Raw genomic sequence first — 23095 nt, 5'->3', positions numbered from 1 at the left:
GCAGAATGGTCGCACAGGGTGCACTCCTGCATGGCGTTGTCGCCCGGATGGACTGGGGCTCGCTTCGCTTTTCTTTGACTTACTCGGTTTCGCTCAGCAACTTGAGGCCTGGTCGCTGCTTCGCCAATTTGCGCAGTAGCGCGGCGAAGTTCTGCAGGTCTTCGTGCCATGGCGTGGCTTCGCGCCAGTACAGCGCAATCTCGCGACCCGGCGCCTGCCCCTTGAGCTTGGCCAGCACCACGTTTGGATTCGAGGCCAGGCGCTCGTGCGCCAGGGCCGGCACCAATGCATAGCCGCCACGCAGTTCCACCAGCGCGGCGAGGCTTTCCAGGCTCACGTCCTGCACGTGGCCGCCGCCCAGGACATCTTCGCAATGGCTTTCGGTCATCAGCGTGGCGTCGGTGGCGTCCAGTTGCTCCAGACCTACGCTGCGCTTGCCAGCCATCGCGTGGTCGGCGCGGAACATCACTTCCCAGGGTTCGAAGAACAACGGGCGCATCGCCACGCCGCTGACCGGCGGCACGAGAGGCGCGAGCACGGCATCGAGCTCGCCTTCGTTCAAGCGACGCAGCAGGCCGCGTGGCTTGCCTTCGGAGAGGCTGAGGCGCGTGCCCGGAAAATGCTGGGGAAACGGGCCGATCAGATGTGGCAGCAGATAAGGGCCGAGTGACGCGGGAACACCGAGTCGCAGCTCGCCGCCAAAGGCCACCTCACCGGCGCGCGCGACCTGCTGCAGGTGTTCCGCCGCGGCAAGCACCGCATCAATCTGCTCCAGCAAGCGCTGGCCGCCCGCCGTGGGCACGATGCGGCGACCGCCGCGCTCGAACAGCGGCGCACCCAGCGCCTGCTCCACTTTCTGTACCTGATGCGAGAGGCCCGATGGGCTGATATGCATCGCACGCGCCGCGCTATTGAAGCTGCCATGGCGACGCACCGCCTGCACCAGCATCAGGTCACGAAGCGAGACTACCGATAGGTGGGAAGAAATCATCCGTGGGGTGCATTGCCTGGCCTGTGACGGGTGAAGCATAAACGACCGGCACGACGGCCGTGAGATTGGGCGACAAAAAGCCTCCTGTGGGAGCGCACCCTGTGCGCGACAAACCAACGGAGCGTCAATCCCGATGTGCCCCTGTCGGCCACAGGGTGGCCTCCCACAATGAAGCAACCAGCGGCCAAAACATCAGGCAAAAAGAAAGGGCGGCTTGCGCCGCCCTTCCCTTGCCACCCGAAGGTGACTCACCGCTCTCAGGCAGTAACCGTATCGGCCACGTCCTGGTAATCGGCGATCTGATTGAAGTTCATGTACTTGTAGATTTTCTCGCCGTTGGCATCGAGCACGCCCACGTCCGTCATGTACTCGGCCTTGGTCGGGATGCGGCCCAGACGCGAGCAGATCGCGGCCAGTTCGGCCGAACCCAGGTACACGTTGGAGTTCTTGCCCAGACGGTTGGGGAAGTTGCGGGTGGAGGTGGAGAACACCGTGGCGCCCTCGCGCACCTGCGCCTGGTTGCCCATGCACAGCGAGCAACCCGGCATTTCCATGCGGGCGCCGGCGGTGCCGAGCACGCCGTAGTGGCCTTCCTCGGTCAGCTGCTGCTGGTCCATCTTGGTCGGCGGAGCGACCCACAGCTTGGTCGGGATATCGCGCTTGCCTTCCAGCAGCTTCGACGCTGCACGGAAGTGACCGATGTTGGTCATGCACGAACCGATGAACACTTCGTCGATGGTGGCACCAGCCACGTCACTCAGCGTCTTCACATCGTCCGGGTCGTTCGGGCAGGCCACGATGGGCTCGTGCACGTCGGCCAGGTCGATCTCGATCACGGCGGCGTATTCGGCGTCGGCATCGCGCTCCAGCAGCTGCGGGTTGGCGAGCCAGGCTTCCATCGCCTTGATGCGGCGCTGCAGGCTGCGCGGATCCTTGTAACCCTGGGCGATCATGACCTTCAGCAGCGTGATGTTGCTGTTGATGTATTCGATGATCGGCGCCTTGTCCAAGTGCACCGTGCAACCGGCGGCGGAGCGCTCGGCCGAGGCATCGGACAGCTCGAACGCCTGCTCCACTTTCAGATTCGGCAGACCTTCGATTTCCAGGATGCGGCCGGAGAAGATGTTCTTCTTGCCCTGCTTGGCAACGGTGAGCAGACCGCTCTTGATCGCGTACAGCGGAATCGCGTTGACCAGGTCACGCAGGGTGACGCCCGGCTGCAGTTCGCCCTTGAAGCGCACGAGCACGGACTCAGGCATATCCAGCGGCATCACGCCGGTGGCGGCGGCGAACGCGACCAGGCCCGAACCCGCCGGGAACGAAATGCCGATCGGGAAACGCGTGTGGCTGTCGCCGCCGGTGCCGACGGTGTCGGGCAGCAGCATGCGGTTGAGCCACGAATGGATCACGCCGTCGCCCGGACGCAGGCTGATGCCGCCGCGCGTGCTGATGAATTCCGGCAGGGTGTGGTGGGTCTTCACATCCACCGGCTTCGGATAAGCGGCGGTGTGGCAGAACGACTGCATCACCAGGTCGGCAGAGAAGCCCAGGCAGGCCAGATCCTTCAGCTCGTCGCGGGTCATGGGACCCGTGGTGTCCTGCGAACCCACCGAGGTCATCTTCGGCTCGCAATAGGTACCCGGACGCACGCCCTGGCCTTCCGGCAGACCGACGGCGCGGCCGACCATCTTCTGCGCCAGCGTAAAGCCCTTGCCCGTATCGGCCGGCTGCTGCGGCAGGCGGAACAGGGTGGACGCCGGCAGGCCCAGCGCTTCGCGTGCCTTGGCGGTAAGGCCACGACCGACGATAAGCGGGATGCGGCCGCCGGCGCGCACTTCGTCGAACAGCACGTCGGACTTGACCTGGAACTCGGCGATCACGGCGCCGTTCTTGAGCGCCTTGCCTTCATACGGACGCAGCTCGACCACGTCGCCCATGTTCATGTCGGACACGTCGAGCTCGATCGGCAGCGCGCCGGCGTCTTCCATGGTGTTGTAGAAGATCGGAGCGATCTTGCTGCCCAGGCACACGCCGCCGAAGCGCTTGTTCGGGATGAAGGGGATGTCTTCGCCGGTGAACCACAACACCGAATTGGTGGCGGACTTGCGGCTGGAACCGGTGCCGACCACGTCACCGACGTAGGCAACCAGGTGGCCCTTTTCCTTCAGCGATTCGATGAAGGCGATCGGGCCGCGCTTGCCGTCTTCTTCCGGCTGGAACGGCGCGCCGTCGCGCTGGTTCTTCAGCATGGCGAGCGCGTGCAGCGGGATGTCCGGGCGCGTGGTGGCATCGGGCGCCGGCGACAAGTCATCGGTATTGGTTTCGCCCGGCACCTTGAACACGGTGATGGTCAGGCTTTCCGGCACTTCCGGCTTGCTGGTGAACCATTCGGCGTCGGCCCAGCTCTGCAGCACGGCCTTGGCGTTGGCGTTGCCCTTGTCGGCCTTGTCCTTGACGTCGTGGAAAGCGTCGAACATCAGCAGCGTGTGCTTGAGCGCGTTGGCAGCGACGGTGCCGATCTGCGCGTCGTCGAGCAGCTCGATCAGCGGATGGATGTTGTAGCCGCCCAACATGGTGCCCAGCAGTTCGGTGGCCTTCTCGCGCGAAATCAGCGCGCACTGCTCGGTGCCGAACGCCACGGCCGCCAGGTACGAGGCCTTGACCTTGGCCGCATCGTCCACGCCGGCCGGCACGCGATAAGCGATCAGCTCGACCAGGAAGGCTTCCTCGCCAGCCGGCGGGTTCTTCAGGAGCTCGATCAGCTCAGCGGTCTGCTGGGCCGACAGCGGCAGCGGCGGAATACCCAGCGCGGCGCGCTCGGCAACATGTTGGCGGTAGGCGTTAAGCATGGGGTCTCGTCCGGTGTCTGAGGCGGCATTTCAGCCCGCTATTTTGCCAGCCGGGGGCCAAGCGCCGCAACGCAAGACAACGCTTCCGCCTGCGTTCGAAATCTTGCAAGGGGAATATGCGGCAATCGCCGATGGGGTCTCTTGCGCGTTTGGGCTTTTGTCCCAAACTGAATGGGAGTGCATGTGACGGAGCGGTCTGCAATGCGGCGCTACGCCCTTGTTCGTCATTCCAGTGAAAACTGGAATCCAGCGCCTCCAGGCGTGCCAAGTCACTGGATTCCAGCTTTCGCTGGAATGACGAGCTCAGGGGGCTTTGCAATTCCCCTCACGTCCCGTGCCCTAGGATCCCCAAGCTACGCGTTCGCGCGTTCGCCAGACTCACGCAACAGGAGTTAGCCCATGCTGGATTCATTCGCCACCCGCGACACCCTCACTGTCAACGGCAGCCAGTACAACTTCGCTAGCCTAGCCAAGCTCGGCCAGCGCTTTGACCTCAAGACCCTGCCCTATTCGCTCAAGATCCTCCTGGAAAATCTGTTGCGCCACGAGGACGGCGTCAATGTGACCTCGAAGGAAATCGAGGCCATCGCCAACTGGGATGCCAAGGCCGAACCCGATACCGAGATCGCCTTCATGCCCGCCCGCGTGGTGCTGCAGGACTTTACCGGCGTGCCCTGCGTGGTCGACCTGGCCGCGATGCGCGACGCCGTGGTGAAGCTGGGCGGCGACGCCAAGCAGATCAACCCGCTGGCGCCGGCCGAACTGGTGATCGACCACTCCGTGCAGGTCGACGTCTACGGTTCGGAATCCGCGCTGGAGAAGAACGTCGAGATCGAATTCCAGCGCAACCAGGAACGCTATGCCTTCCTGCGCTGGGGCCAGAAGGCGTTCGACAACTTCAAGGTGGTGCCGCCGCGCACCGGCATCGTGCATCAGGTGAATCTGGAGCACCTCGCCCGCGTGGTGTTTACGGCCGACAAGGATGGCAAGGCCTGGGCTTATCCGGACACCGTGTTCGGCACCGACTCGCATACCACCATGATCAACGGCATCGGCGTGCTCGGCTGGGGCGTGGGCGGCATCGAGGCCGAGGCGGCGATGCTGGGCCAGCCCTCATCGATGCTGATTCCCCAGGTGGTCGGCTTCAAGCTCACCGGCAAGCTGTCTGAGGGTGTGACCGCGACCGACCTGGTGCTCACCGTCACGCAGATGCTGCGCAAGCTCGGCGTGGTGGGCAAGTTCGTGGAGTTCTTCGGCAGCGGCCTCAAGCATCTTGCGCTGGCCGACCGCGCGACCATCGGCAATATGGCGCCGGAATACGGCGCCACCTGCGGCATCTTCCCGATCGATCAGGAAGCGCTCAATTACCTGCGTCTGTCCGGTCGCAGCGAGGATCAGATCCGCCTGGTGGAGGCCTACGCCAAGGCGCAGGGCATGTGGCATGACGAGAACGCCATCGAGCCGCGCTTCACCACCACGCTGGAACTCAACCTCGCCGAGGTGAAGCCCTCGCTCGCCGGTCCCAAGCGTCCGCAGGATCGCGTGCTGCTGGAAGGCGTGCAGAAGAGTTTCCAGGACGCCGTGGGTCCGCTCACTGCCAGCCGCAAGCCGCGCAACGAAGCTACGTCGGCCTTCATTGCCGAAGGCGGCTCGGCGGCCATCGGCAATCCGGCCAACGACATCACCGATAGCGGCGTGCGCGTCGACAAGGACGGCGAGTCGTTCAAGCTGGGCGATGGCGCGGTCGTGATCGCCGCGATCACCTCGTGCACCAATACCTCCAACCCGAGCGTGATGCTTGGCGCCGGCCTGGTCGCGAAGAAGGCCGCCGCCAAGGGTCTCAAGGCGCAGCCGTGGGTGAAGACGTCGATCGGCCCGGGTTCCAAGGTGGTTACCGATTACCTGGAAAAGACCGGCCTGCTGAAGGAGCTGGAAAAAGTCGGCTTCTACATCGTGGGTTACGGCTGCACGACTTGTATCGGCAACTCCGGTCCGCTGCCGGTGGAAATCAGCAAGGGCATCGCCGAGGGCGATCTGGCGGTGGCGTCGGTGCTGTCGGGCAACCGCAACTTCGAAGGTCGCGTGCATCCGGAAGTGAAGATGAACTACCTGGCCTCGCCGCCGCTGGTGGTCGCCTACGCACTGGCCGGCACGCTCGACATCGACCTGACCAAGGAGCCGCTGGGCACGGGCAGCGACGGCAAGCCGGTGTACCTGAAGGACATCTGGCCGACCAACCAGGAAATCTCCGACATCGTCGGCAGCGCCCTTAATCCAGAGATGTTCGAGAAGAGCTACGCCGACGTGTTCAAGGGCGACACGCGCTGGAACCACATCGCGTCGCCCGATGGCGACGTATACAAGTGGGACGACTCGACCTACATCAAGAACCCGCCGTACTTCGAAGGCATGAGCAAGGAGCCGGGCTCGATCGAAGACGTGCACGGCGCACGCGTGCTCGGCCTGTTTGGCGATTCCATCACCACCGACCACATCTCCCCGGCCGGCTCGATCAAGAAGGACAGCCCGGCGGGCCGCTTCCTGATCTCCAAGGGCGTGGAGCCGAAGGACTTCAACTCCTACGGTTCGCGTCGCGGCAATGACGACGTGATGGTGCGCGGCACCTTCGCCAATATTCGCATCAAGAACCTGATGCTCGACGGTGTGGAAGGCGGCTACACGCTCTACGTGCCGAGCGGCGAGCAGTTGGCGATCTACGATGCGGCGATGAAGTACAAGGCGGACAAGACGCCCCTGGTGGTGCTTGCCGGCAAGGAATATGGCACGGGTTCGTCGCGTGACTGGGCTGCCAAGGGCACCCTTCTGCTGGGGGTGAAGGCCGTGATCGCCGAGAGCTTCGAACGCATCCATCGCTCCAACCTGGTGGGCATGGGTGTGCTGCCGCTGCAGTTCGAAGACGGCCAGAACGCGCACTCGCTGGGCCTGACCGGCAAGGAGACGTTCGACATCACCGGCCTCAACGGCGGCGAATCGAAGACCGCCAAGGTCACCGCCACGGGCCAGGACGGCAAGAAGAAGGAGTTCACCGTAAAGGTGTTGCTGCTCACGCCGAAGGAGCGCGAGTTCTTCCGTCATGGCGGCATCCTGCAGTATGTGCTGCGTCAGCTGGCTGGTAAAAAGGCTGCCTGACCTTAAGGAAAACGCCGCCCAAGAGGCGGCGTTTTCTTCCTGTGGGAGCGCACCCTGTGCGCGACAAACCTACGGAGCGATACATCCCAGCGTGGCCGTCGCGCACAGGGTGCGCTCCCACCGGTGTCCGCTGCGATATCAGCCGCTGCTTGTCCACGTAGCCGAATAGCAACGCCACTCGCCTCCGTCCTTCCGCCACGCCGTCTCCACCTGGTACACACCCATCTGCGCCGGCAGCAACTTGCCGCCGCTGGTCAGGGTGACGGTGAAGCGTGCGATATAGCGGTCTCCGCGAAGCTCCACCTCAATCGGTCCGGTCAACGCATGGATCGTCTCACCGCGAAACTTGGCGGCACGCAGCAGCCCCAGGATTTGCCGGCGCTCCATCTCCCCGTTGTTGCCGCTGAAGTCCTCGCTCAACAACGCGTCCAGCGACGAGGCATCGGCCTGTTCGGCTGCTCGTTCGGCGGTTTCGATGCCCTGCCGCACCCGACTTTCGTCGGGCGTGCGATGGCAGGCCGCCAGGCCGATCGCGAGGAACGCGCAAAACACCGGATTTACAAGTAGTTTTTGTATCGAAGGCATGCCCGATTCTCGCTGCGGCGCGGCTTGCCGCTATACGCAAGCGTATGCTCCAATGCCGCGTCATCATCTTGCCCTACGTCACTGCCGGGCCGATACATACAGGAGCGTTGGATCCAACATGAGCATTGAGCGTCCGTGGCTGGCCCATTACCCGGAAGGCGTTCCCGCGCAGATCGACATCAACCAGTACGCGTCGCTCGCCGCGGTGGTGGAAGAAGCCTTTGAACGCTTCCGTCATCGCCCTGCTTTCTCCAGTTTCGGCAAGGCGCTGAGCTACGGTCAGATCGATGAGATGAGCCGCCAGTTCGCCGGCTACCTCACCGGGGAGCTCAAGCTCAGCAAGGGCGATCGCATCGCCATCATGATGCCCAACGTGTTGCAGTACCCCATCGCCCTGTTCGGCGCGCTGCGCGCGGGCCTGGTGGTGGTCAACACCAACCCGATGTACACCGCGCGCGAACTCAAGCATCAGCTGGAAGACGCCGGCGCCAAGGCCATCGTGGTGCTCGACAACTTTGCCGCGACGCTGCAGCAGGTCGTGGGCGAAACCCACGTCGAGCACATCATCACCACCGGCATCGGCGACCTGCTGGGTGCCAAGGGCGCGCTGATCAACTTCGTGCTCAAGCACGTCAAGAAGATGGTGCCGCCGTTCCAGTTGCCGCATGCCGTGCGCTTCACCGACGCCTTGTCCAAGGGCGCGCCGCATCCGCTGCCCAAGGTGCAGCTGGATCACGAAGACATCGCCTTCCTGCAGTACACCGGCGGCACCACCGGGGTGGCCAAGGGCGCGATGCTCAGCCACGGCAACATGGTCGCGAACATGCTGCAGGCCGGTGCGTGGATCGGCAACAACGCCAAGCAGGGCGAGGAAGTGATCATCACGGCGCTGCCGCTGTATCACATCTTTTCGCTGACGGCGAACGGCCTGGTGTTCATGCGCCTGGGCGGTCTGAACTGGTTGATCACCAACCCGCGCGACATGCCGGGTTTCGTCAAGGAACTGAAGAAGTCCAAGTTCACCGCGCTCACCGGCGTCAACACCTTGTTCAACGGCCTGCTCAACACGCCGGGTTTTGCCGACCTGGATTTCTCGCGCCTGCACCTGTCGCTGGGCGGCGGCATGGCCGTGCAGCGCGCGGTCGCCGAGCGCTGGAAGAAAGTCACCGGCTGCACGCTGGCCGAAGCATACGGCCTGACCGAAACCTCGCCCGCCGCCTGCATCAACCCGTTGGACCTCAAGGATTACAACGGCTCGATCGGCCTGCCGATCCCCTCCACCGACGTGGCGATCTGGTCCGAAGACAACCAGCCGCTGGCGATCGGTGAAGTGGGCGAACTGATGGTGCGCGGCCCGCAGGTGATGAAGGGCTACTGGCAGCGCCCCGACGAAACGGCCAAGGTGCTAGGCTCCGATGGCTGGTTGCATACCGGCGACATCGCGCGCATGGACGCCACCGGTTACGTCTACATCGTGGACCGCAAGAAGGACATGATCCTGGTGTCCGGCTTCAACGTGTATCCCAACGAAGTCGAAGACGTGGTAATGCAGCATCCGGGCGTGGCCGAAGTGGCTGCGGTCGGCGTGCCGGACGAACATTCGGGTGAGGTGGTGAAACTGTTCGTGGTGCGCAAGGACCCGAACCTCACCGTCGAAGAACTGAAGAAGTTCTGCCACGACAACCTCACCGGCTACAAACGCCCGAAGCTGATCGAGTTCCGCGATTCGTTGCCCAAGAGCAATGTGGGCAAGATTCTGCGGCGCGAGTTGCGGGATGAGAAGAAGTCGGCGGCCTGATGGTCCGATTCGGTTGATATGAAAAAGCCCGCGAAAGCGGGCTTTTTTTTGTGGAAACCGAGGCGATAAGCGTGTACTGAGTCTCTGGGTCCCGGCCTGCGCCGGGACGACGAGCTCTAGCTCGTCATTCCGGCGCAGGCCGGAAGCGCTCCACAACAGCGAAGCTGGTAATCCAGTAGATGCGAGGCTCGGTCTTCGCCTCAACATCCACCTCAGCCCTCAGTCCTTCCACAACTCCAGAATATCCGCATACCCACCCAGCAGATTCCACAGCGGCACCTGCTTGTCTTCCGGGATACGGGTATAGGCAAAACCCAGGTGGCGATCGGAAATACGGGCCACTTGCGCTTCCAGATGGATGTGCAGGTCGTGGCCAAAGATCATGTCGAGGATCCAGCTCTGGCCGTGCTCGCCCTGCCAGCCCAGGGGGCGGCGCAGCAGCACGCCGGTCGCGGAAATGTCCACCAGTTCGGTCGAGTGCGATTCGTCGGCCCGGCTCATCAGCACCGTGGTCTCGATCCGCATGCGCGCCGGACGCAGCTGCTCCGGATCGGAGCCGTTCCTGACATTGTCTTCCGCTTTGCTCATGTTGCCCTTGCTCCCCCGTCAGACGCGCCAGCGTCGACTGCTTCATCCTGAAGAAACACTCCCTCATCGGTCGATGTGGAGCGTCTCCGTTCAACTTCAATCCTGCTCTTGCGTTCTCAGTACGCCTGCGCGGACCAGGCTTCCCGACCCAAACCGCGCATTGATCCTGTCCTGCACCTGGTCGGTGACGCGCCGCTCGGGTGCGCTGTCGAACATGTCCTGCTGCCGTTCCGTCGCAAAACCCGACAGGCTCACGCCCAACAGGCGAAGGCGCGGCCTTGATTGCGCCTTCCACCAGGCGTTAAGCAAGCCTCGTGCCAGCTCATAGAGCTCACTCGCCGAAGCACTGGGCACGCGCAGCTGCGCCTGTCGGCTATGCGTGACAAACGGCGGCTCGCGCAGTTTCACGGTGACGGTACGCCCTTCCAGCCCGCGCTGGCGCGCTCGGGCGGCGATGCGCTCGCAATGGCGCAGTAGCCAGGCCTCGGCCATTGCCAGCTCGGCCAGGTCGACATCAAAGGTGTGTTCCGAGCCGATCGACTGCTCGGCCTGCGCTGCCTCCACCTCGCGGTCGTCCTCGCCGCGGGCCAGTGCCTGCAACGCATCCACCTGACGCCCTAGCGCACTCGCCAGACGCGCCGTGTCACTTGCTGCCAATTCGCCTATGGTCCGGATCCCCAGGCGGTGCAACGCCTGCTCGGTCACCTTGCCCACCGTCCATAGGCGGCCTACCGGCAGCGGCGCCAAATCCCGGGCGGCGTGCTCAGCGGTGATGCGACGGAAGCCATCGGGCTTGGACATTTCGCTGGCCAGCTTCGCCAGCAGCTTATTGGGCCCCATGCCGACCGACGCATTCAGCTGGGTGCGCTCGCGGATGGCGAGCTTGATGCGCCGAGCGATGGTCTCGACCGAGCCGAGCAGGCGCAGGCTGGCGGTGACGTCCAGAAACGCCTCATCCAGCGAGAGACCCTCCACCAGCGGCGTGGCTTCGTGGAACACCTTGAAGACCTGCTCGGAGGCTTCTTCATAGCGCGCGAAATCGGGCGGCAGGTAAACCGCATCGGGGCAAAGCCGCCGCGCCTGCGCCATCGGCATGGCCGAACGCACACCGAAGGGGCGTGCTTCATAACTGCAGGTGGAGACCACCCCGCGCGGCCCCAGGCCGCCGACGATCACCGGGTGCCCACGCAGCTGCGGACGGTCGCGCTGCTCCACGGACGCGTAGAAAGCGTCCATGTCGACATGAATGATGGAGCGTTCTTCGGGCAGCATGTCCCTGTATTCTGCCGATACGGCAGCATCGCGTGTACTGGACTTGCCCGTCGCCAGCGGCTAATCTTGGTCTCGCTTGGGTCAGTGGGTGCGCGCACGATCGGTGAGATCGACCGCTACGGCACCCGTCCCGATGCACTCAGCCGACCGATTGAGAAGCCAGTGACGCAGGTTTCGTCACGTTGTGGCTCGCGTTTTTTGTCGTGACCCAAACACGCTTAAAAACGCTCAAGGGTCGCTCACGGCCAGCCTGATCGAAACGCCAGACGCGCGCTTTCGTCATGCATGACCGCGACGGTGACGCCATGCGCACCGGCTAGGCATCGCGCAAGTTAGCTTCAACGGATCGCGCCTGCGGGCCACGTCCGGGCGGGACATTCGTCAGGCGAATGCCGGTGGGATAAACGTTTCCTCACGTGATTGAACGCAGAGCAAGCCGTCTTGAACGGCCCAACGACATGCATTGATGAGCACTGAGCCAGTCGAGCCTCAGGCGGTCGCCGCACCGCAGGACGCGTTTGCGTCGGTACCTCAACAGCAGGAAATGCCGCTGGCCATCGTGCGCGGCGAACCGCTGTTGCAGATGCCGCAGGACCTGTACATCCCGCCGGATGCGCTCGAGGTGATCCTCGAATCGTTCGAAGGGCCGCTCGACCTTTTGCTGTACCTGATTCGTCGCCAGAATCTGGACATCCTCGACATCCCGGTCGCCGAGATCACCCGGCAGTACATGGATTACATCGAGATGATGCGCGATGTGATGCGCCTGGAGCTGGCCGCCGAATACTTGTTGATGGCAGCCATCCTGGGCGAGATCAAATCGCGCCTGCTGCTGCCGCGGCCGCCGGCCGAAGAAGGCGTGGAAGAAGATCCCCGCGCCGAATTGATCCGGCGTCTGCAGGAGTACGAACGCTTCAAAAGGGCGGCGGCGGATATCGACGCCCTGCCCCGCATGGAGCGGGACATGGCGCCGGCCCACGCGGACGTGGGCGAGCGCAATGTGGTCAAGCTGCCGCCGCCGCTCGACCTCAAGGAGATGCTGCTGGCGCTGAAGGACGTGATGCGTCGTGCCGAATTGTTCGGCCACCACGCCATCCGGCGCGAAGCGCTCAGCGTGCGACAGCGCATGGGTGAGCTGCTCGGCCGCTTGACCGACCAGACCTTCCAGCGCTTCGAGACGCTGTTCGATGTCACCGAGGGCCGCCTGGGCGTGGTCGTCACCTTCCTGGCCATGCTGGAGCTGGCCAAGGAGATGCTGGTGGAGATCGTGCAGGAAGAACCGCTGGCACCGATTTACGTAAGGGCAAGAGCAGGCAGCGCGGAAGAAACCGCCGCCGAACGCTATGCCGATGACGAGCCGGCCACCGCGGCCGAATAAGCCGCGCAGCCCGCCCCATTCACCGCAGCATCCGCATCCGATCCGAGGCCATGCAGATCGAGCAACTCAAACCCATCATCGAGGCGGCCCTGCTGGCATCCACCCAGCCGATGACCGTGCCTCAACTGCTGGAACTGTTCGGCGAAGAGGACGAAGTCGGCCGCGAAGAGATCGCCAAGACCCTCGAAGCGCTGGCGGACGATTGCGCCAACCGCGGCGTCGAGCTGCAAGAGGTCGCCTCGGGCTTCCGCTACCAGGTGAAGCAGTCGGTGCATCCGTGGATCTCGCGACTATGGACCGAGCGCCCCAGCCGCTACTCCCGCGCCCTGCTGGAAACCCTGGCGCTGATCGCCTATCGCCAGCCGATCACCCGTCCGGAGATCGAACAGATCCGCGGCGTGGTGGTGTCGTCCAACATCATCAAGACGATGGAAGAACGCGAATGGATCCGCGTGGTGGGCTACCGCGACGTGCCCGGCAAGCCGGCGCTGTTCGGCACCACGCGCGCCTTCCTCGACTACTTCAACTTGAAGTCGCTGGATGAGCTGCCGCCGCTGTCGGAAATCCGCGACATGGAAGACCCGCAGATGAGCATCGCGCCGGAGCCCCTGCCGGTCCGCGTGATGCGCGACCTGCCGATCGACCCGGACGAAGAAAACGAAACCCTGGTGGTGGCCGGCGAAGAAGATCTCGACGTTTCCATCACCGAACCCGCCGGGCACGACGCCCCGGCCACTGCAGACGAAGAAAGCCAGGCCGCCGACGCTGTCGACGAACCCGGCCACGAAATGCCCGAGGCGATGCATGTCGCCTCCTCCGAACCCGGCGCTGCACCCCACGCCGAGACTCATGTTGACACTGCCGACGAGGCAGCGACCCACGCGGACGCCGAGCAAGGCGACGCCACGCAAGATACCGAGGAGTACCGCGCATGACTGCGCCACAGAAATCCGTTTTGACCCTTAAGCGCACGCCGCGCGACGAAGCCGCACCCGCCATCGAGGAGCGCCTGCACAAGGTGCTCGCCAACGCCGGTCTCGGCTCGCGCCGCATGCTTGAGCAGCGTATCCAGGCCGGTGAAGTCGAACTCAACGGCACCCCCGCCACCATCGGCGCCAGCGTCCATGCCGGCGATCGCGTCGTGCTCGACGGCAAGCAGTTCGTCGTTGCCACCGACAACCGCGACGAAACCGAGGTGCTGGTCTATCACAAGCCCGAGGGCGTGGTGACCACCCGCGAAGATCCCGAGGGCCGTCCCACCGTGTTCGAACAGCTGCCGCGCCTGAAGGGTGCGCGCTGGGTCGCCGTGGGTCGCCTGGACATCAACACCACCGGCCTGCTGCTGCTCACCACCGATGGCGAACTGGCCAACGCGCTGATGCATCCCAAGAGCGGCCTCGAGCGCGAATACCTGTGCCGCGTGCACGGCGAAGTGCCCGACGAGATGATCGAAAAGCTCAAGGCCGGCGTGGAGCTGGAAGACGGCCCGGCCCGCTTCGACGAAATCGCCGTGATCAGCCGCGGCGGCAGCCACAGCTGGTTCCGCGTGGTAATCCGCGAAGGCCGCAACCGCGAAGTGCGCCGCCTGTGGGATTCCCAGGGCTTCCTGGTCAGCCGCCTCAAGCGCATCCGCTACGGCAGCGTGGAACTGCCGCGCACCCTGCGTCGTGGCGACTGCGAATCGCTGGGCGAAGAAGCCGTCAAGGATCTGCGCAAGACCACCGGTCTGGGCTCGCCGCAGCCGGTGCTCACGCTGAGCCCGGTGCTGCATCAGCGCCGCGCGCCGCGCAACGTCACCGAGTACGTTCCCAAGGGCGCAAGCGGCTCGTACAGCGCGGGCTACCAGGACGAAGCACGCGAACTGCGTGCCTACGACCGCATTCGCGAAGAACCCACCCGCGGCAAGCCGCGTGGCCGTCCGGGCCGCGAAGTGAACGGCAACGTCGCCCGTCCGGAACGCTCGGGCGGCGGTGGTGGCGGCATGCGCAAGGGCAAGCGCGGCGTCGCCCCCGGCCAGGAGCTGCCGTCGGTGCGCACCTGGTTTGCCGGCGAGTCGCGTGAAGGTGGTGCTGCTGGCGGCGCTCGTGGCGGTGCCGCAGGCAATCGTCGTCCAGGTGGCGGCAAGCCGTCGTTCGGCAATCGCGCCGGTGGCGCGGAAGGCCGTAGCGGCAGCCCGTACAGCGGCTTCGGCGGCGGCGCAGGTGCCGGTGGCAATCGCGGCGGCAAGCCGAGTGGTCGTCCGGGCGGTCGTCCCGGCGGTCACGGTGGCCAGGGCGGTCAAGGCGGCGCGGCTGGCCAAGGTGGCCAGGGCGGCCGTCCGCAGGGCCGTAGCGGCAACCGTCCGCAGGGTGGCGCCGGTCGTCCGCAAGGCGGCGGTCGTCCGCAGGGCGGTGGCAATCGTCCGCACGGCGGCGGCGGTGGTGGCGGTGGCGGCGGTGGTCGCGGCGGCAACCGTCACGGCAATCGCTGAGCGAAGTGTCCGTCATGCACGCGCGCATCTATCACAACAACCGCTGCTCAAAGTCGCGTGCCACGCTGGCCTTGCTTGAGCAGCGCGGTGTGGTGTGCGACGTGGTGAACTACCTGGACACGCCGCCAAGCAGCACCGAGCTGATGCAATTGCTCGACATGCTCGGCATGACGCCGCGCGAACTGATGCGCACCAACGAGGCCGAGTACAGCGAACTCGGCCTCGACGATCCCTCGCTCGACGACACCGCGCTGATCGCGGCAATGGTGAGTCATCCGCGGCTGATCGAACGCCCCATCGTGGTGTCCAACGGCAAGGCCGCGCTGGGACGTCCGCCGGAAGCGGTGCTGTCCATTCTTTGAGTGCACGCATCCCCGCCTTGCGCGGGATGCGTCGCCCTACTCTTCTTCGTCAGGCACGTAGGCCAGCAAGTCGCCCGGCTGACATTCGAGGAATTCGCAGATCTTGCTCAGCGTTTCGAAACGCACGCCGCGCACATGGCCGGACTTGAGCAAAGACAGATTGGATTCGGTAATACCGACGAACTCGGCGAGTTCGCGCGAGCGCACCTTGCGCATCGCCAGCATGACATCGAGTCGGACCACGATCGCCATCAGGACCTCACACGATCGAACGCTGGTCGTCTTCGAGTCGCGCCGCCTCATCGAACAGGCGCGCCACGAAGAAGAATACGGCCACGGGCAACAGCGACAGCAGGTCGTCGCCGCTGAAGGTCAGGCGGGCCGCGCCAGCGCCGGAGTGCCAGGCCAACCACAACGTGGCGGATGCGGGCAGCAACACGCGTAGTGCCGCAGCCACCATCAACAGGCAAGCGAAACGACGGAAATGTTTCGTCGCCGCGCTGGAAAACAGCGCGTCCGGCACCACACGACCGAGCATAAGGGCCAACTCCACCAGCGCCCCGCAACTCACCAGCGCCAGCACGGCGGCAATGCACGCCGCCCATGCGCGCGGAAGCTCATCCGTCGACAAGCTGGCGGCGACCGTCGCGCCCGGCGCGCTGCCATCGGCCCAGATGCCAAGTCCCGTGACCAGCAAACAGGCCAACGCGCTCAGCCAGGCGACGATCGCCAGCGCACGCGCGCCCCGAACGATGCGTCGTGCTGTTGGATAATCATTTCTTTCTGTATTACGATAATTTTTATTCGTCATACGGGCACCATATCATGAAAGCTCTGCCGCTGGTCTGGCTCCATCCCTATGTCTTGTTGGCCGCAATCGCCTTCCCGGCCCTGGCCGACAGCGTGGCGCTGTCCAGCCCACAGGCCGAAAGCGCCCTGGTGGATGCCGCCGATGGCGAGGTCTTTCATCTGGCGAACGTGCTTCCCCGCATCGAGGATCCGGGGCTGGCGGCCCTCGCCAGGGCGCGACTGGCCGCAGCGCGACTGGATGCCGCCGAGGCGGACCAGTTGGTCAAGCGCTATCTCGCCGACGGCCATCGCACGCCAGCGCAACGCGCGCTGGCCTGGCCCATCGCCGCCGATGTCAGCTTTGCCGACGGCGACTACCGCAAGGCGGCCGAGGCGGCGCACGCGTGGGAGCAGGCGCTTGCCGCACAAGGCGCCACTGCCGAGGACCGCGCCGCCGCGCTGCAAATGGCGGTGCTGGCCGACCAACTTGCCCAGGCCACGGCGCAGCGTGTGGACGTTTATGCGCCCAAACCCGAAACGGTGAAACGCGACAAGGTCGGCCTGCCCCGCTCGCAGGCTTCGATCAACGGCAAGCCCCAGGAAGTGGTGCTGGATACGGGTGCCAATCTCTCCGTCGTATCGCTATCCACCGCACACAAACTTGGCTTGCGCCTGCTCGATGGCGCCGCGAGCGTGGGCAGCGCCAGTCGCCAGGCAGTGGCGACCCGCGTGGGCATCGCCGATCACCTGCAATTTGCCGGGATCTCCTTGAGCCATGTGGCGTTTCTGGTGCTCGACGACGATCAGCTGAAGATGCCGGTGCCTGGCGGCTATCAGATCGACGCGATCCTCGGTTTCCCCGTGCTGCGCCAGTTGCAGCGACTGGAGTTCACCGCCGACGGCAAGCTATTGCCTTCGCGCAGCGACGCTGCCAAACCCGGCGAAAGCAACTTGCGCATGGCCGGCAGCGATCTTTATGTCGAAGTAATGCTCAACGATCTACCGGTAGCGATGCACCTGGACAGCGGCGGCGCGTTTTCTTCGCTCTCGTCGCACTTCGCCGCGGAACACCCAGGCATAGTGAAAGGATTGAAGTCGAAACAGGAGCACGTCGCGGGCGCAGGCGGTGCACGCGTTCGCCAGTCGGCGAGGTGGCCGCAGGTTCGCGTGCGCATTGGCGATCAGCAGAGCATCCTTGCAGCGATGACGATCTCGCTTAGCGACGCCGGCAACGTCAAGGAGCCGAACGTGCTGGGTGGCGACATCCTGCAGTCGTTCGATCACTGGACGATCGATTTTCAACGCATGCAATTCGAGGTGGGCAAGCCCTTGCCTCAGGCGACCGCCAAGGTGCGCGCGAAATAATCGCGCGCACGTCGATCAACCCGGATTGAGCGTAAAGTTATCGGCATCCATCCACGCCGGAAAGCGCTCGCGATGCGCGAGCAGCGGGGCGGGATCGATGGTTACCGTCACGACCTGCTCCTGCGGGCCGAGTTCGATCAGTGGCTCGCCGATGGGATCAAGCACGGCACTATCGCCGGCATACGGATGATCGTTGCCGTCGACGCCCACGCGGTTGAGACCGATCACATAGCTCAGGTTTTCGATGGCGCGCGCGCGCAGCAGCGTGCGCCAGGGCTGGCGACGCGGCGCCGGCCAGTTGGCCACGAAGATCGCAAGGTCGTAATCCATGCCGCCGGTGGCTTCCTCGCGGCGGCCATTGCGCAGCCATACCGGGAAGCGCAAGTCGTAGCAAACCTGCGGAAGAATGCGCCAGCCCTTCAGCTCGACGATGAGTCGCTCGGTGCCGCCGCCGTAGCGCGTGTGCTCGCCCGCCATGCGGAACAGATGGCGCTTGTCGTATTGCTCGAAGCTGCCGTCCGGGCGCGCCCAGATCAGGCGGTTGTAGACCGTGTCGTTCTCGCGAATGGCCAGGCTGCCGCACAGCACCGCGCCCACTTCCTGCGCAAGCGCACGCATCCACGCCACACCTTCGCCGTCCATGGTATCGGCGCTGGCACGCGTGTCGTTGCTGAAGCCGGAAAGAAAGGTCTCCGGCAACACCACCAGGTCGGTCTGCCCGGCGACGCGGCGCACCAGCTCGCCGTAGTACTCGCGGTTGGCTGGTGCGTCGTGCCAGCGCGTGGCGCCCTGGATCAGGCTGACCTTCAGAGTTTGCATAGACGCTCCGCCGCGGCTTCCATGGTGGCATCGCTCTTGGCGAAGCACAGGCGCAGGTAGTGCGTGCCCGGTGCCTTGTCGTAGAACGGCGTGAGCGGAATCGCTGCCACGCCGCCTTCTTTCACCATCCACTCGCAGAACGAGACATCGTCCTTGTTGCTGATGGCGGAATAGTCGACCAACAGGAAATAACCGCCGGGCACGTCGAGCAGCTTGAAGCGCGAGGGCTTGATCAGCTCGCGGAAGCGATCGCGCTTGACCTGGTAGAACGCGGGCAACTCGAGGTAGTGCTCGGGCGTGCTCGCCATGAACTCGGCAAACGCAACCTGCGCCGGATGAAACGTGCAGAACGTGAGGTACTGATGCACCTTGCGGAATTCCGCCGAGAGCGCCCTGGGCGCAACCGCGTAGCCGAGCTTCCAGCCGGTGCAATGGTAGGTCTTGCCGAACGAGGACACCACGAAGCTGCGCGCGGCAAGCTCGGGATGACGCAGCACACTCTCGTGCTGGGCGCCGTCATAGACGATGTGCTCGTACACCTCATCGGACAACACCACGATCTCGGTGTCGCGCACGATCGCGGCCAACTCGTCCAGATCGGCCGAGGACAGCACCGCGCCGGTTGGGTTGTGCGGGCTGTTGATCAGGATCATGCGCGTCTTGGGCGTGATCGCATCACGCACGCGCTGCCAGTCGATGCTGAAGCTCGGCGCCTGCAGCGGGATGTGTACGGCGCGGGCGCCCTGCAGTTCGATGGCCGGCTCGTAACTGTCGTAGGCCGGATCGAACACGATCACTTCGTCGCCCGCACGCACCACAGCAGCGATGGCGGCAAACAGCGCTTCGGTCGCACCCGAGGTCACCGTGATCTCGGTATTGGGATCGAGCTTGTGACCGTACAGGCGCTCTGTCTTCAGCGCGATCTGCTCGCGCAACGGCTGCAGGCCGATGCCCGGCGCATATTGGTTGCGGCCTTCGGCCATCGCGCGCGTGATCGCATCGCGCAGCGGCTGCGGCGGCTCGAAGTCCGGAAAGCCCTGCCCCAGGTTCACGGCCTTGTGCTCGACAGCCAGCTGGCTCATGACGGTGAAGATGGTGGTGCCAACTTTGGGAAGCTTGGTTTCGATCTGCATGATCCGGATGTCTGGAAGGCTAAATGGTGATGCTAACACGAGGCTTGTTTCGTACCCGCGTCAGACGTATTTCCTGCACTGGGCGTGGTTTTCGCGTACGGAATCGGGCAGTCGTTCCGCAAGAAAATCCACGAACGCGCGCACGCCTGGCAACAGGCCGCGCCGGCTCGGATAGACGAAGTGCATGGTGCCTTGCGGCACGCTCCATTCGGGTAGCACTACTTCCAGTTCGCCGCGCTCAATGGCCGGGCCGCACACGAACTCAGGCAGCAGCGTCACGCCGACACCGCTCTTGCAGCTCTGCAGCAAGGCGTTGAAGTCGCCGCAAATCAGCCGGGGCTGGATGTCGACCACGATCTTCTCGCCCTCTGCGTCGAGCAACTCCCAGCCCTGCGCGCCTTCATGCTCCTGGTTGCTGAGTGCCGGCAGCTGCGATATATCGGCGGGTTCCTTGGGGCGGCCATAACGGTTGAGCATGTCCGGACTGGCCACCAGCAGCACCTTGGACTGGCCGAACGTGCGCACCACCAGGGTCGCATCCGTGTCGAGCTTGCTGCGCACGCGGATGGCGATGTCAAAGCCCTCGCCAATCACGTCGACGCGCCGATCGGTGGCATGCAGGCGCACCTGCATCTTGGGATGCTGGGCGAGAAACTCCGGCAGCATGTGGCCCACCACGGTCTGCACCAGCGAAACCGGGCAACTGACGCGCACTACGCCACGCGGCTCGGAGCGCACCTCTTCCACGGCCTCCTGCGCGGCTCTCGCCTCTTCAAGCACGGCGCGACAGTGACCGTAGAAGCGCTCACCGACTTCCGTCACCACGAAGCGACGGGTGGTTCGCTGCAGCAGGCGCACGCCCAGGCGCTCTTCCAGTTGGGCAATTCGCTTGCTCAGGCGGGACTTGGGGATGCCCAGGGCACGCCCGGCCGAGGAAAAGCCGCCGTGTTCGACCACGGCAGCAAAGAAATACAGATCGTTGAGATCTTGAAGGGCGCCATCCAGGACCGTCATCGCTGTTTCCTTATTAGAACAATACGTTCAAGTTTAGCGGACTTATCACTTGATTGTCCGAAGAATACCTTAGTTCTGTCGCCGGCGGACCCGGCCCGTCAACTGAGGAAATACCATGAAACTGCTGCATCTCGACGCAAGTGCCCTGGGTAGCCACTCCGTTTCGCGCGGTCTGACCGCCGCCATTGTGGCCGAACTGACCGCTAACAACCCCGCATCTGAAGTTATCTACCACGATCTTGTCGCCAACCCGCTGGCTCACTGGACCGCAGTCGCCGACGCCAGCGATCCGGTGGTGGTCCAGGGCAGCCAGATGATCGAAGAGTTTCTGGCGGCCGACGTGGTCGTCATCGGTGCGCCGATGTACAACTTCACGATCCCCAGCCAGCTCAAGGCCTGGATTGACCGCATCGCCGTGGCCGGCAAGTCGTTCCGTTATACCGCCAATGGTCCGGAAGGCCTGGCCGGCGGCAAGCGCGTGATCATCGCCTCCTCGCGTGGCGGCATCTATAGCGAAGGCAGCGCCGCCCAGCCGATGGACTTCCAGGAAACTTATCTGCGCGCCCTGTTCGGCTTCCTCGGCGTCACCGACCTGGAGTTCGTCCGCGCCGAAGGCGTCAACTTCAGCGAAGACCACAAGGTCGAAGCCCTGAAGACCGCTCACGCTTCCATCAGCGTGGCGACCCGCAAGGCCGCTTAAAGCAACACCGGCACCACCGTCCCCAGCAGACGCCGCGCCCTCAGGGTGCGGCGTTTGTCTTTTCAGCGCGGTAAACCGCCTTGCCGTCCACCCAGGTGCTGAGCGGCTTCAAGTCGGCGATCTGGCGCGGCGACACGGTGAGCAGGTCGCCGCTGAGCACCACGAAGTCGGCACGCATGCCTGGCTTCAAGGCCCCAACCTGGTCCTCCATGAAGGACGCATACGCCGCGCCGCGCGTGAAACCCGCCAGCGCCTGGATGCGGCTCACCCGCTGATCCGGCAACCAGCCGCCCGGCGGCTGTCCATTGAGATCTTGCCGCGTTACGGCGGCATATAGGCCTAGCATCGGATTGACCTGCTCCACCGGGAAATCCGAACCGAACGCCAGCGGCACTTTTTCCTGGATGAAGCGCTGCCACGCGTAGGCGCCCTTCAGGCGCTCGGGACCGAGACGCTGTTCGGCCCAGGGCATGTCGGAAGTGGCGTGGGTGGGCTGCATCGAGGCGATCAGATGCAAGCTCGCGAAGCGCGGGATGTCGTCGAGCGCGACGATCTGCGCGTGCTCCACGCGCCAGCGATGATCGCTGTCGGCGTGCTCGCCCAGCACGGCCTGATAGGTATCGAGTACGTTGCGGTTGCCGCGATCGCCGATGGCATGCGTGGCGACCTGCACGTGGCAGCGATACGCCTTTTCCACCGCGCTGCGATAGGCCTCGGGCGAGGTGACGAAGATGCCCTTGTTGCCATGGTCGTCGTTGTAGTCGGCCAGCAGTGCCGCGCCGCGACTGCCCAGCGCGCCATCCATGTAGAGCTTGACGGTGCGCATCTGCAGGCGACCGTTCGCGTCCGCCCAACGTCCGCCCTGGCCGCACAGCCAATCGAGCGCCTGGTGATTGCCGTCGGCCATTTCGTAAAGGCGCAGCGGTATCTCGCCAGCTGCCGCCATCTCCTGCAGGACCTTGAAATCCTCCAGGCTCACGCCCGGATCGTGCACGCCGGTCAGACCGGCCGCGACCGCATCCGCAAATGCGGCCTTGTAGGCATCGCGCGTCTGCTCGTGGGTCGGCGGCGGAACGGCCTGGCCAACCAAGGCCTGGGCGCCGTCCACCAGCACGCCGGTTGCCTTTTTGCCGACTCGCTCGATGCGTCCTCCCTCAGGCTGCCAGTCGCCATCCAGCGATTTGGTCGCGTGCTTCATCGCAGCCGTGTTGGCCCAGGACGCATGACCATCCACGCGCTCGAGGTATACCGGGCGATCGGGGAACGCTGCGTCCAGATCCGCAGCGTTGGGAAAATGTTTGTCCGCCCAGCGGTTCTGGTCCCAGCCGCGACCGATCAGCCACGTGCCCGGCGGCAGTTTGGCGGCGGCCGCCTTGAGCCGCGAAACCACTTCCGCGCGCGAGGTGCTGCCGACCAGATCCACTTGGATATGGGTCATGCCCAGGCCGAGCATGTGGCCATGGGCGTCGATCAAACCGGGGATGACAGTGGCGCCTTTGGCGTCCTCGATCTTGCCGTCAGGGTACTGTTTCTTGACGTCAGCGGTATCGCCGACAGCAAGCAGGCGCCCATCGTCGCCCCAGGCCAGCGCTGTGGCTTCCGGTCGTGAGGGATCCATCGTATGGATGTGGGCATTGACCAGCAGCGTGGTCGCCTGAAGAGGCAGCGCGGCGAGCGCCAGTACAGCGATCGAGCCATAACGAAGCGACAAGCGCATGGAGTCGTCCCGGGTGGAAGAATGCCGCGACTTTGCCCAGCCCGGCCCCGCCACACAAGCGGCCATGCAACATGAGCATACCCAGGGCGCCCCCTACGCCCCGGATACAGAGGAC

The 23095-nt window shown here is 64.5% G+C and carries 19 protein-coding genes; 8 read left to right on the top strand and 11 right to left on the bottom strand.

Annotation, left to right across the window (positions count from 1 at the left end; translation table 11 throughout):
• Window positions 1-79 precede the first annotated feature (79 nt).
• Together AC1DMY_RS08530 and acnB are read right to left on the bottom strand one after the other, a co-directional pair.
• Window positions 80-991: a LysR family transcriptional regulator gene (locus tag AC1DMY_RS08530; protein WP_477164526.1), complete on the bottom strand. Its 912-nt coding sequence runs from the start codon at window positions 989-991 to the stop codon at window positions 80-82.
• A gap of 257 nt (window positions 992-1248) precedes the next feature.
• Window positions 1249-3840, bottom strand: coding sequence for a bifunctional aconitate hydratase 2/2-methylisocitrate dehydratase (gene acnB, locus AC1DMY_RS08525; protein ID WP_477164525.1), 2592 nt, complete (start codon window positions 3838-3840; stop codon window positions 1249-1251).
• A 399-nt stretch (window positions 3841-4239) separates the two neighbouring features.
• Here acnB and acnA point away from each other — a divergent pair, with 399 nt between their 5' ends.
• Window positions 4240-6990, top strand: coding sequence for an aconitate hydratase AcnA (acnA, locus tag AC1DMY_RS08520; protein WP_477164524.1), 2751 nt, complete (start codon window positions 4240-4242; stop codon window positions 6988-6990).
• A gap of 138 nt (window positions 6991-7128) precedes the next feature.
• Here acnA and AC1DMY_RS08515 read toward each other — a convergent pair whose 3' ends face one another.
• Window positions 7129-7575, bottom strand: a complete 447-nt coding sequence (locus AC1DMY_RS08515) for a nuclear transport factor 2 family protein (RefSeq protein WP_477164523.1) — start codon at window positions 7573-7575, stop codon at window positions 7129-7131.
• 118 nt (window positions 7576-7693) lie between these two features.
• Between AC1DMY_RS08515 and AC1DMY_RS08510 the strand changes: the two genes are divergently transcribed.
• Window positions 7694-9373, top strand: coding sequence for a long-chain-fatty-acid--CoA ligase (locus AC1DMY_RS08510; protein WP_477164522.1), 1680 nt, complete (start codon window positions 7694-7696; stop codon window positions 9371-9373).
• A 219-nt stretch (window positions 9374-9592) separates the two neighbouring features.
• On the opposite strand, the gene AC1DMY_RS08505 is transcribed toward AC1DMY_RS08510, so the two are convergent.
• Both AC1DMY_RS08505 and AC1DMY_RS08500 read right to left on the bottom strand, forming a co-directional pair.
• Window positions 9593-9961 carry a PilZ domain-containing protein gene (locus AC1DMY_RS08505; protein ID WP_477164521.1) on the bottom strand — a complete coding sequence of 123 codons (369 nt, stop codon included), beginning with the start codon at window positions 9959-9961 and terminating at the stop codon, window positions 9593-9595.
• A gap of 96 nt (window positions 9962-10057) precedes the next feature.
• Complete coding sequence (locus AC1DMY_RS08500) at window positions 10058-11233, bottom strand: DNA polymerase IV (RefSeq protein ID WP_477164520.1); 1176 nt, start codon at window positions 11231-11233, stop codon at window positions 10058-10060.
• A gap of 466 nt (window positions 11234-11699) precedes the next feature.
• Between AC1DMY_RS08500 and AC1DMY_RS08495 the strand changes: the two genes are divergently transcribed.
• Genes AC1DMY_RS08495 through arsC form a run of 4 tightly spaced genes read left to right on the top strand, consistent with a single transcriptional unit; the run spans window position 11700 to window position 15443 of the window.
• Window positions 11700-12611 (top strand): segregation and condensation protein A, encoded by a 912-nt coding sequence (locus AC1DMY_RS08495; RefSeq protein WP_441602409.1) that lies wholly within the window; start codon window positions 11700-11702, stop codon window positions 12609-12611.
• Window positions 12612-12661: 50 nt separating this feature from the next.
• Entirely contained in the window at window positions 12662-13546 is an 885-nt protein-coding gene (scpB, locus tag AC1DMY_RS08490; protein ID WP_477164519.1) for an SMC-Scp complex subunit ScpB, read from the top strand.
• Window positions 13543-15081 (top strand): pseudouridine synthase, encoded by a 1539-nt coding sequence (locus AC1DMY_RS08485; protein WP_477164518.1) that lies wholly within the window; start codon window positions 13543-13545, stop codon window positions 15079-15081. The genes scpB and AC1DMY_RS08485 overlap by 4 nt, the downstream gene beginning before the upstream one ends.
• Before the next feature lie 14 nt (window positions 15082-15095).
• On the top strand, window positions 15096-15443 hold the full coding sequence (gene arsC / locus AC1DMY_RS08480) for an arsenate reductase (glutaredoxin) (protein ID WP_477164517.1): 348 nt from the start codon (window positions 15096-15098) through the stop codon (window positions 15441-15443).
• A gap of 36 nt (window positions 15444-15479) precedes the next feature.
• On the opposite strand, the gene AC1DMY_RS08475 is transcribed toward arsC, so the two are convergent.
• Together AC1DMY_RS08475 and AC1DMY_RS08470 are read right to left on the bottom strand one after the other, a co-directional pair.
• Window positions 15480-15695 (bottom strand): helix-turn-helix domain-containing protein, encoded by a 216-nt coding sequence (locus AC1DMY_RS08475; RefSeq protein ID WP_121880725.1) that lies wholly within the window; start codon window positions 15693-15695, stop codon window positions 15480-15482.
• Between the two features lie 7 nt (window positions 15696-15702).
• Window positions 15703-16149 carry a hypothetical protein gene (locus AC1DMY_RS08470; RefSeq protein ID WP_477164516.1) on the bottom strand — a complete coding sequence of 149 codons (447 nt, stop codon included), beginning with the start codon at window positions 16147-16149 and terminating at the stop codon, window positions 15703-15705.
• A gap of 119 nt (window positions 16150-16268) precedes the next feature.
• Between AC1DMY_RS08470 and AC1DMY_RS08465 the strand changes: the two genes are divergently transcribed.
• Window positions 16269-17597, top strand: coding sequence for a retropepsin-like aspartic protease family protein (locus tag AC1DMY_RS08465; RefSeq protein WP_477164515.1), 1329 nt, complete (start codon window positions 16269-16271; stop codon window positions 17595-17597).
• A gap of 15 nt (window positions 17598-17612) precedes the next feature.
• On the opposite strand, the gene AC1DMY_RS08460 is transcribed toward AC1DMY_RS08465, so the two are convergent.
• Genes AC1DMY_RS08460 through AC1DMY_RS08450 form a run of 3 tightly spaced genes read right to left on the bottom strand, consistent with a single transcriptional unit; the run spans window position 17613 to window position 20563 of the window.
• Complete coding sequence (locus AC1DMY_RS08460; RefSeq protein WP_477164514.1) at window positions 17613-18416, bottom strand: amidohydrolase; 804 nt, start codon at window positions 18414-18416, stop codon at window positions 17613-17615.
• Complete coding sequence (locus tag AC1DMY_RS08455) at window positions 18404-19549, bottom strand: pyridoxal phosphate-dependent aminotransferase (protein WP_477164513.1); 1146 nt, start codon at window positions 19547-19549, stop codon at window positions 18404-18406. Before AC1DMY_RS08455 ends, AC1DMY_RS08460 begins: the two co-directional genes overlap by 13 nt.
• 60 nt (window positions 19550-19609) lie before the next feature.
• Window positions 19610-20563 carry a LysR substrate-binding domain-containing protein gene (locus AC1DMY_RS08450; RefSeq protein WP_477164512.1) on the bottom strand — a complete coding sequence of 318 codons (954 nt, stop codon included), beginning with the start codon at window positions 20561-20563 and terminating at the stop codon, window positions 19610-19612.
• A 115-nt stretch (window positions 20564-20678) separates the two neighbouring features.
• Between AC1DMY_RS08450 and AC1DMY_RS08445 the strand changes: the two genes are divergently transcribed.
• Window positions 20679-21263 (top strand): FMN-dependent NADH-azoreductase, encoded by a 585-nt coding sequence (locus tag AC1DMY_RS08445; RefSeq protein WP_477164511.1) that lies wholly within the window; start codon window positions 20679-20681, stop codon window positions 21261-21263.
• Window positions 21264-21303: 40 nt separating this feature from the next.
• On the opposite strand, the gene AC1DMY_RS08440 is transcribed toward AC1DMY_RS08445, so the two are convergent.
• A complete protein-coding gene (locus tag AC1DMY_RS08440) occupies window positions 21304-22980 on the bottom strand; it encodes an amidohydrolase (RefSeq protein ID WP_477164510.1) in 1677 nt (558 codons plus the stop codon).
• Between the last annotated feature and the right edge of the window lie 115 nt (window positions 22981-23095).

The sequence above is a fragment of the Dyella sp. 01L423 genome (assembly GCF_056399945.1).
The sequence above is the reverse complement of the archived record's forward strand: the minus strand, read 5'-3'. Positions and strand labels throughout refer to the sequence as shown.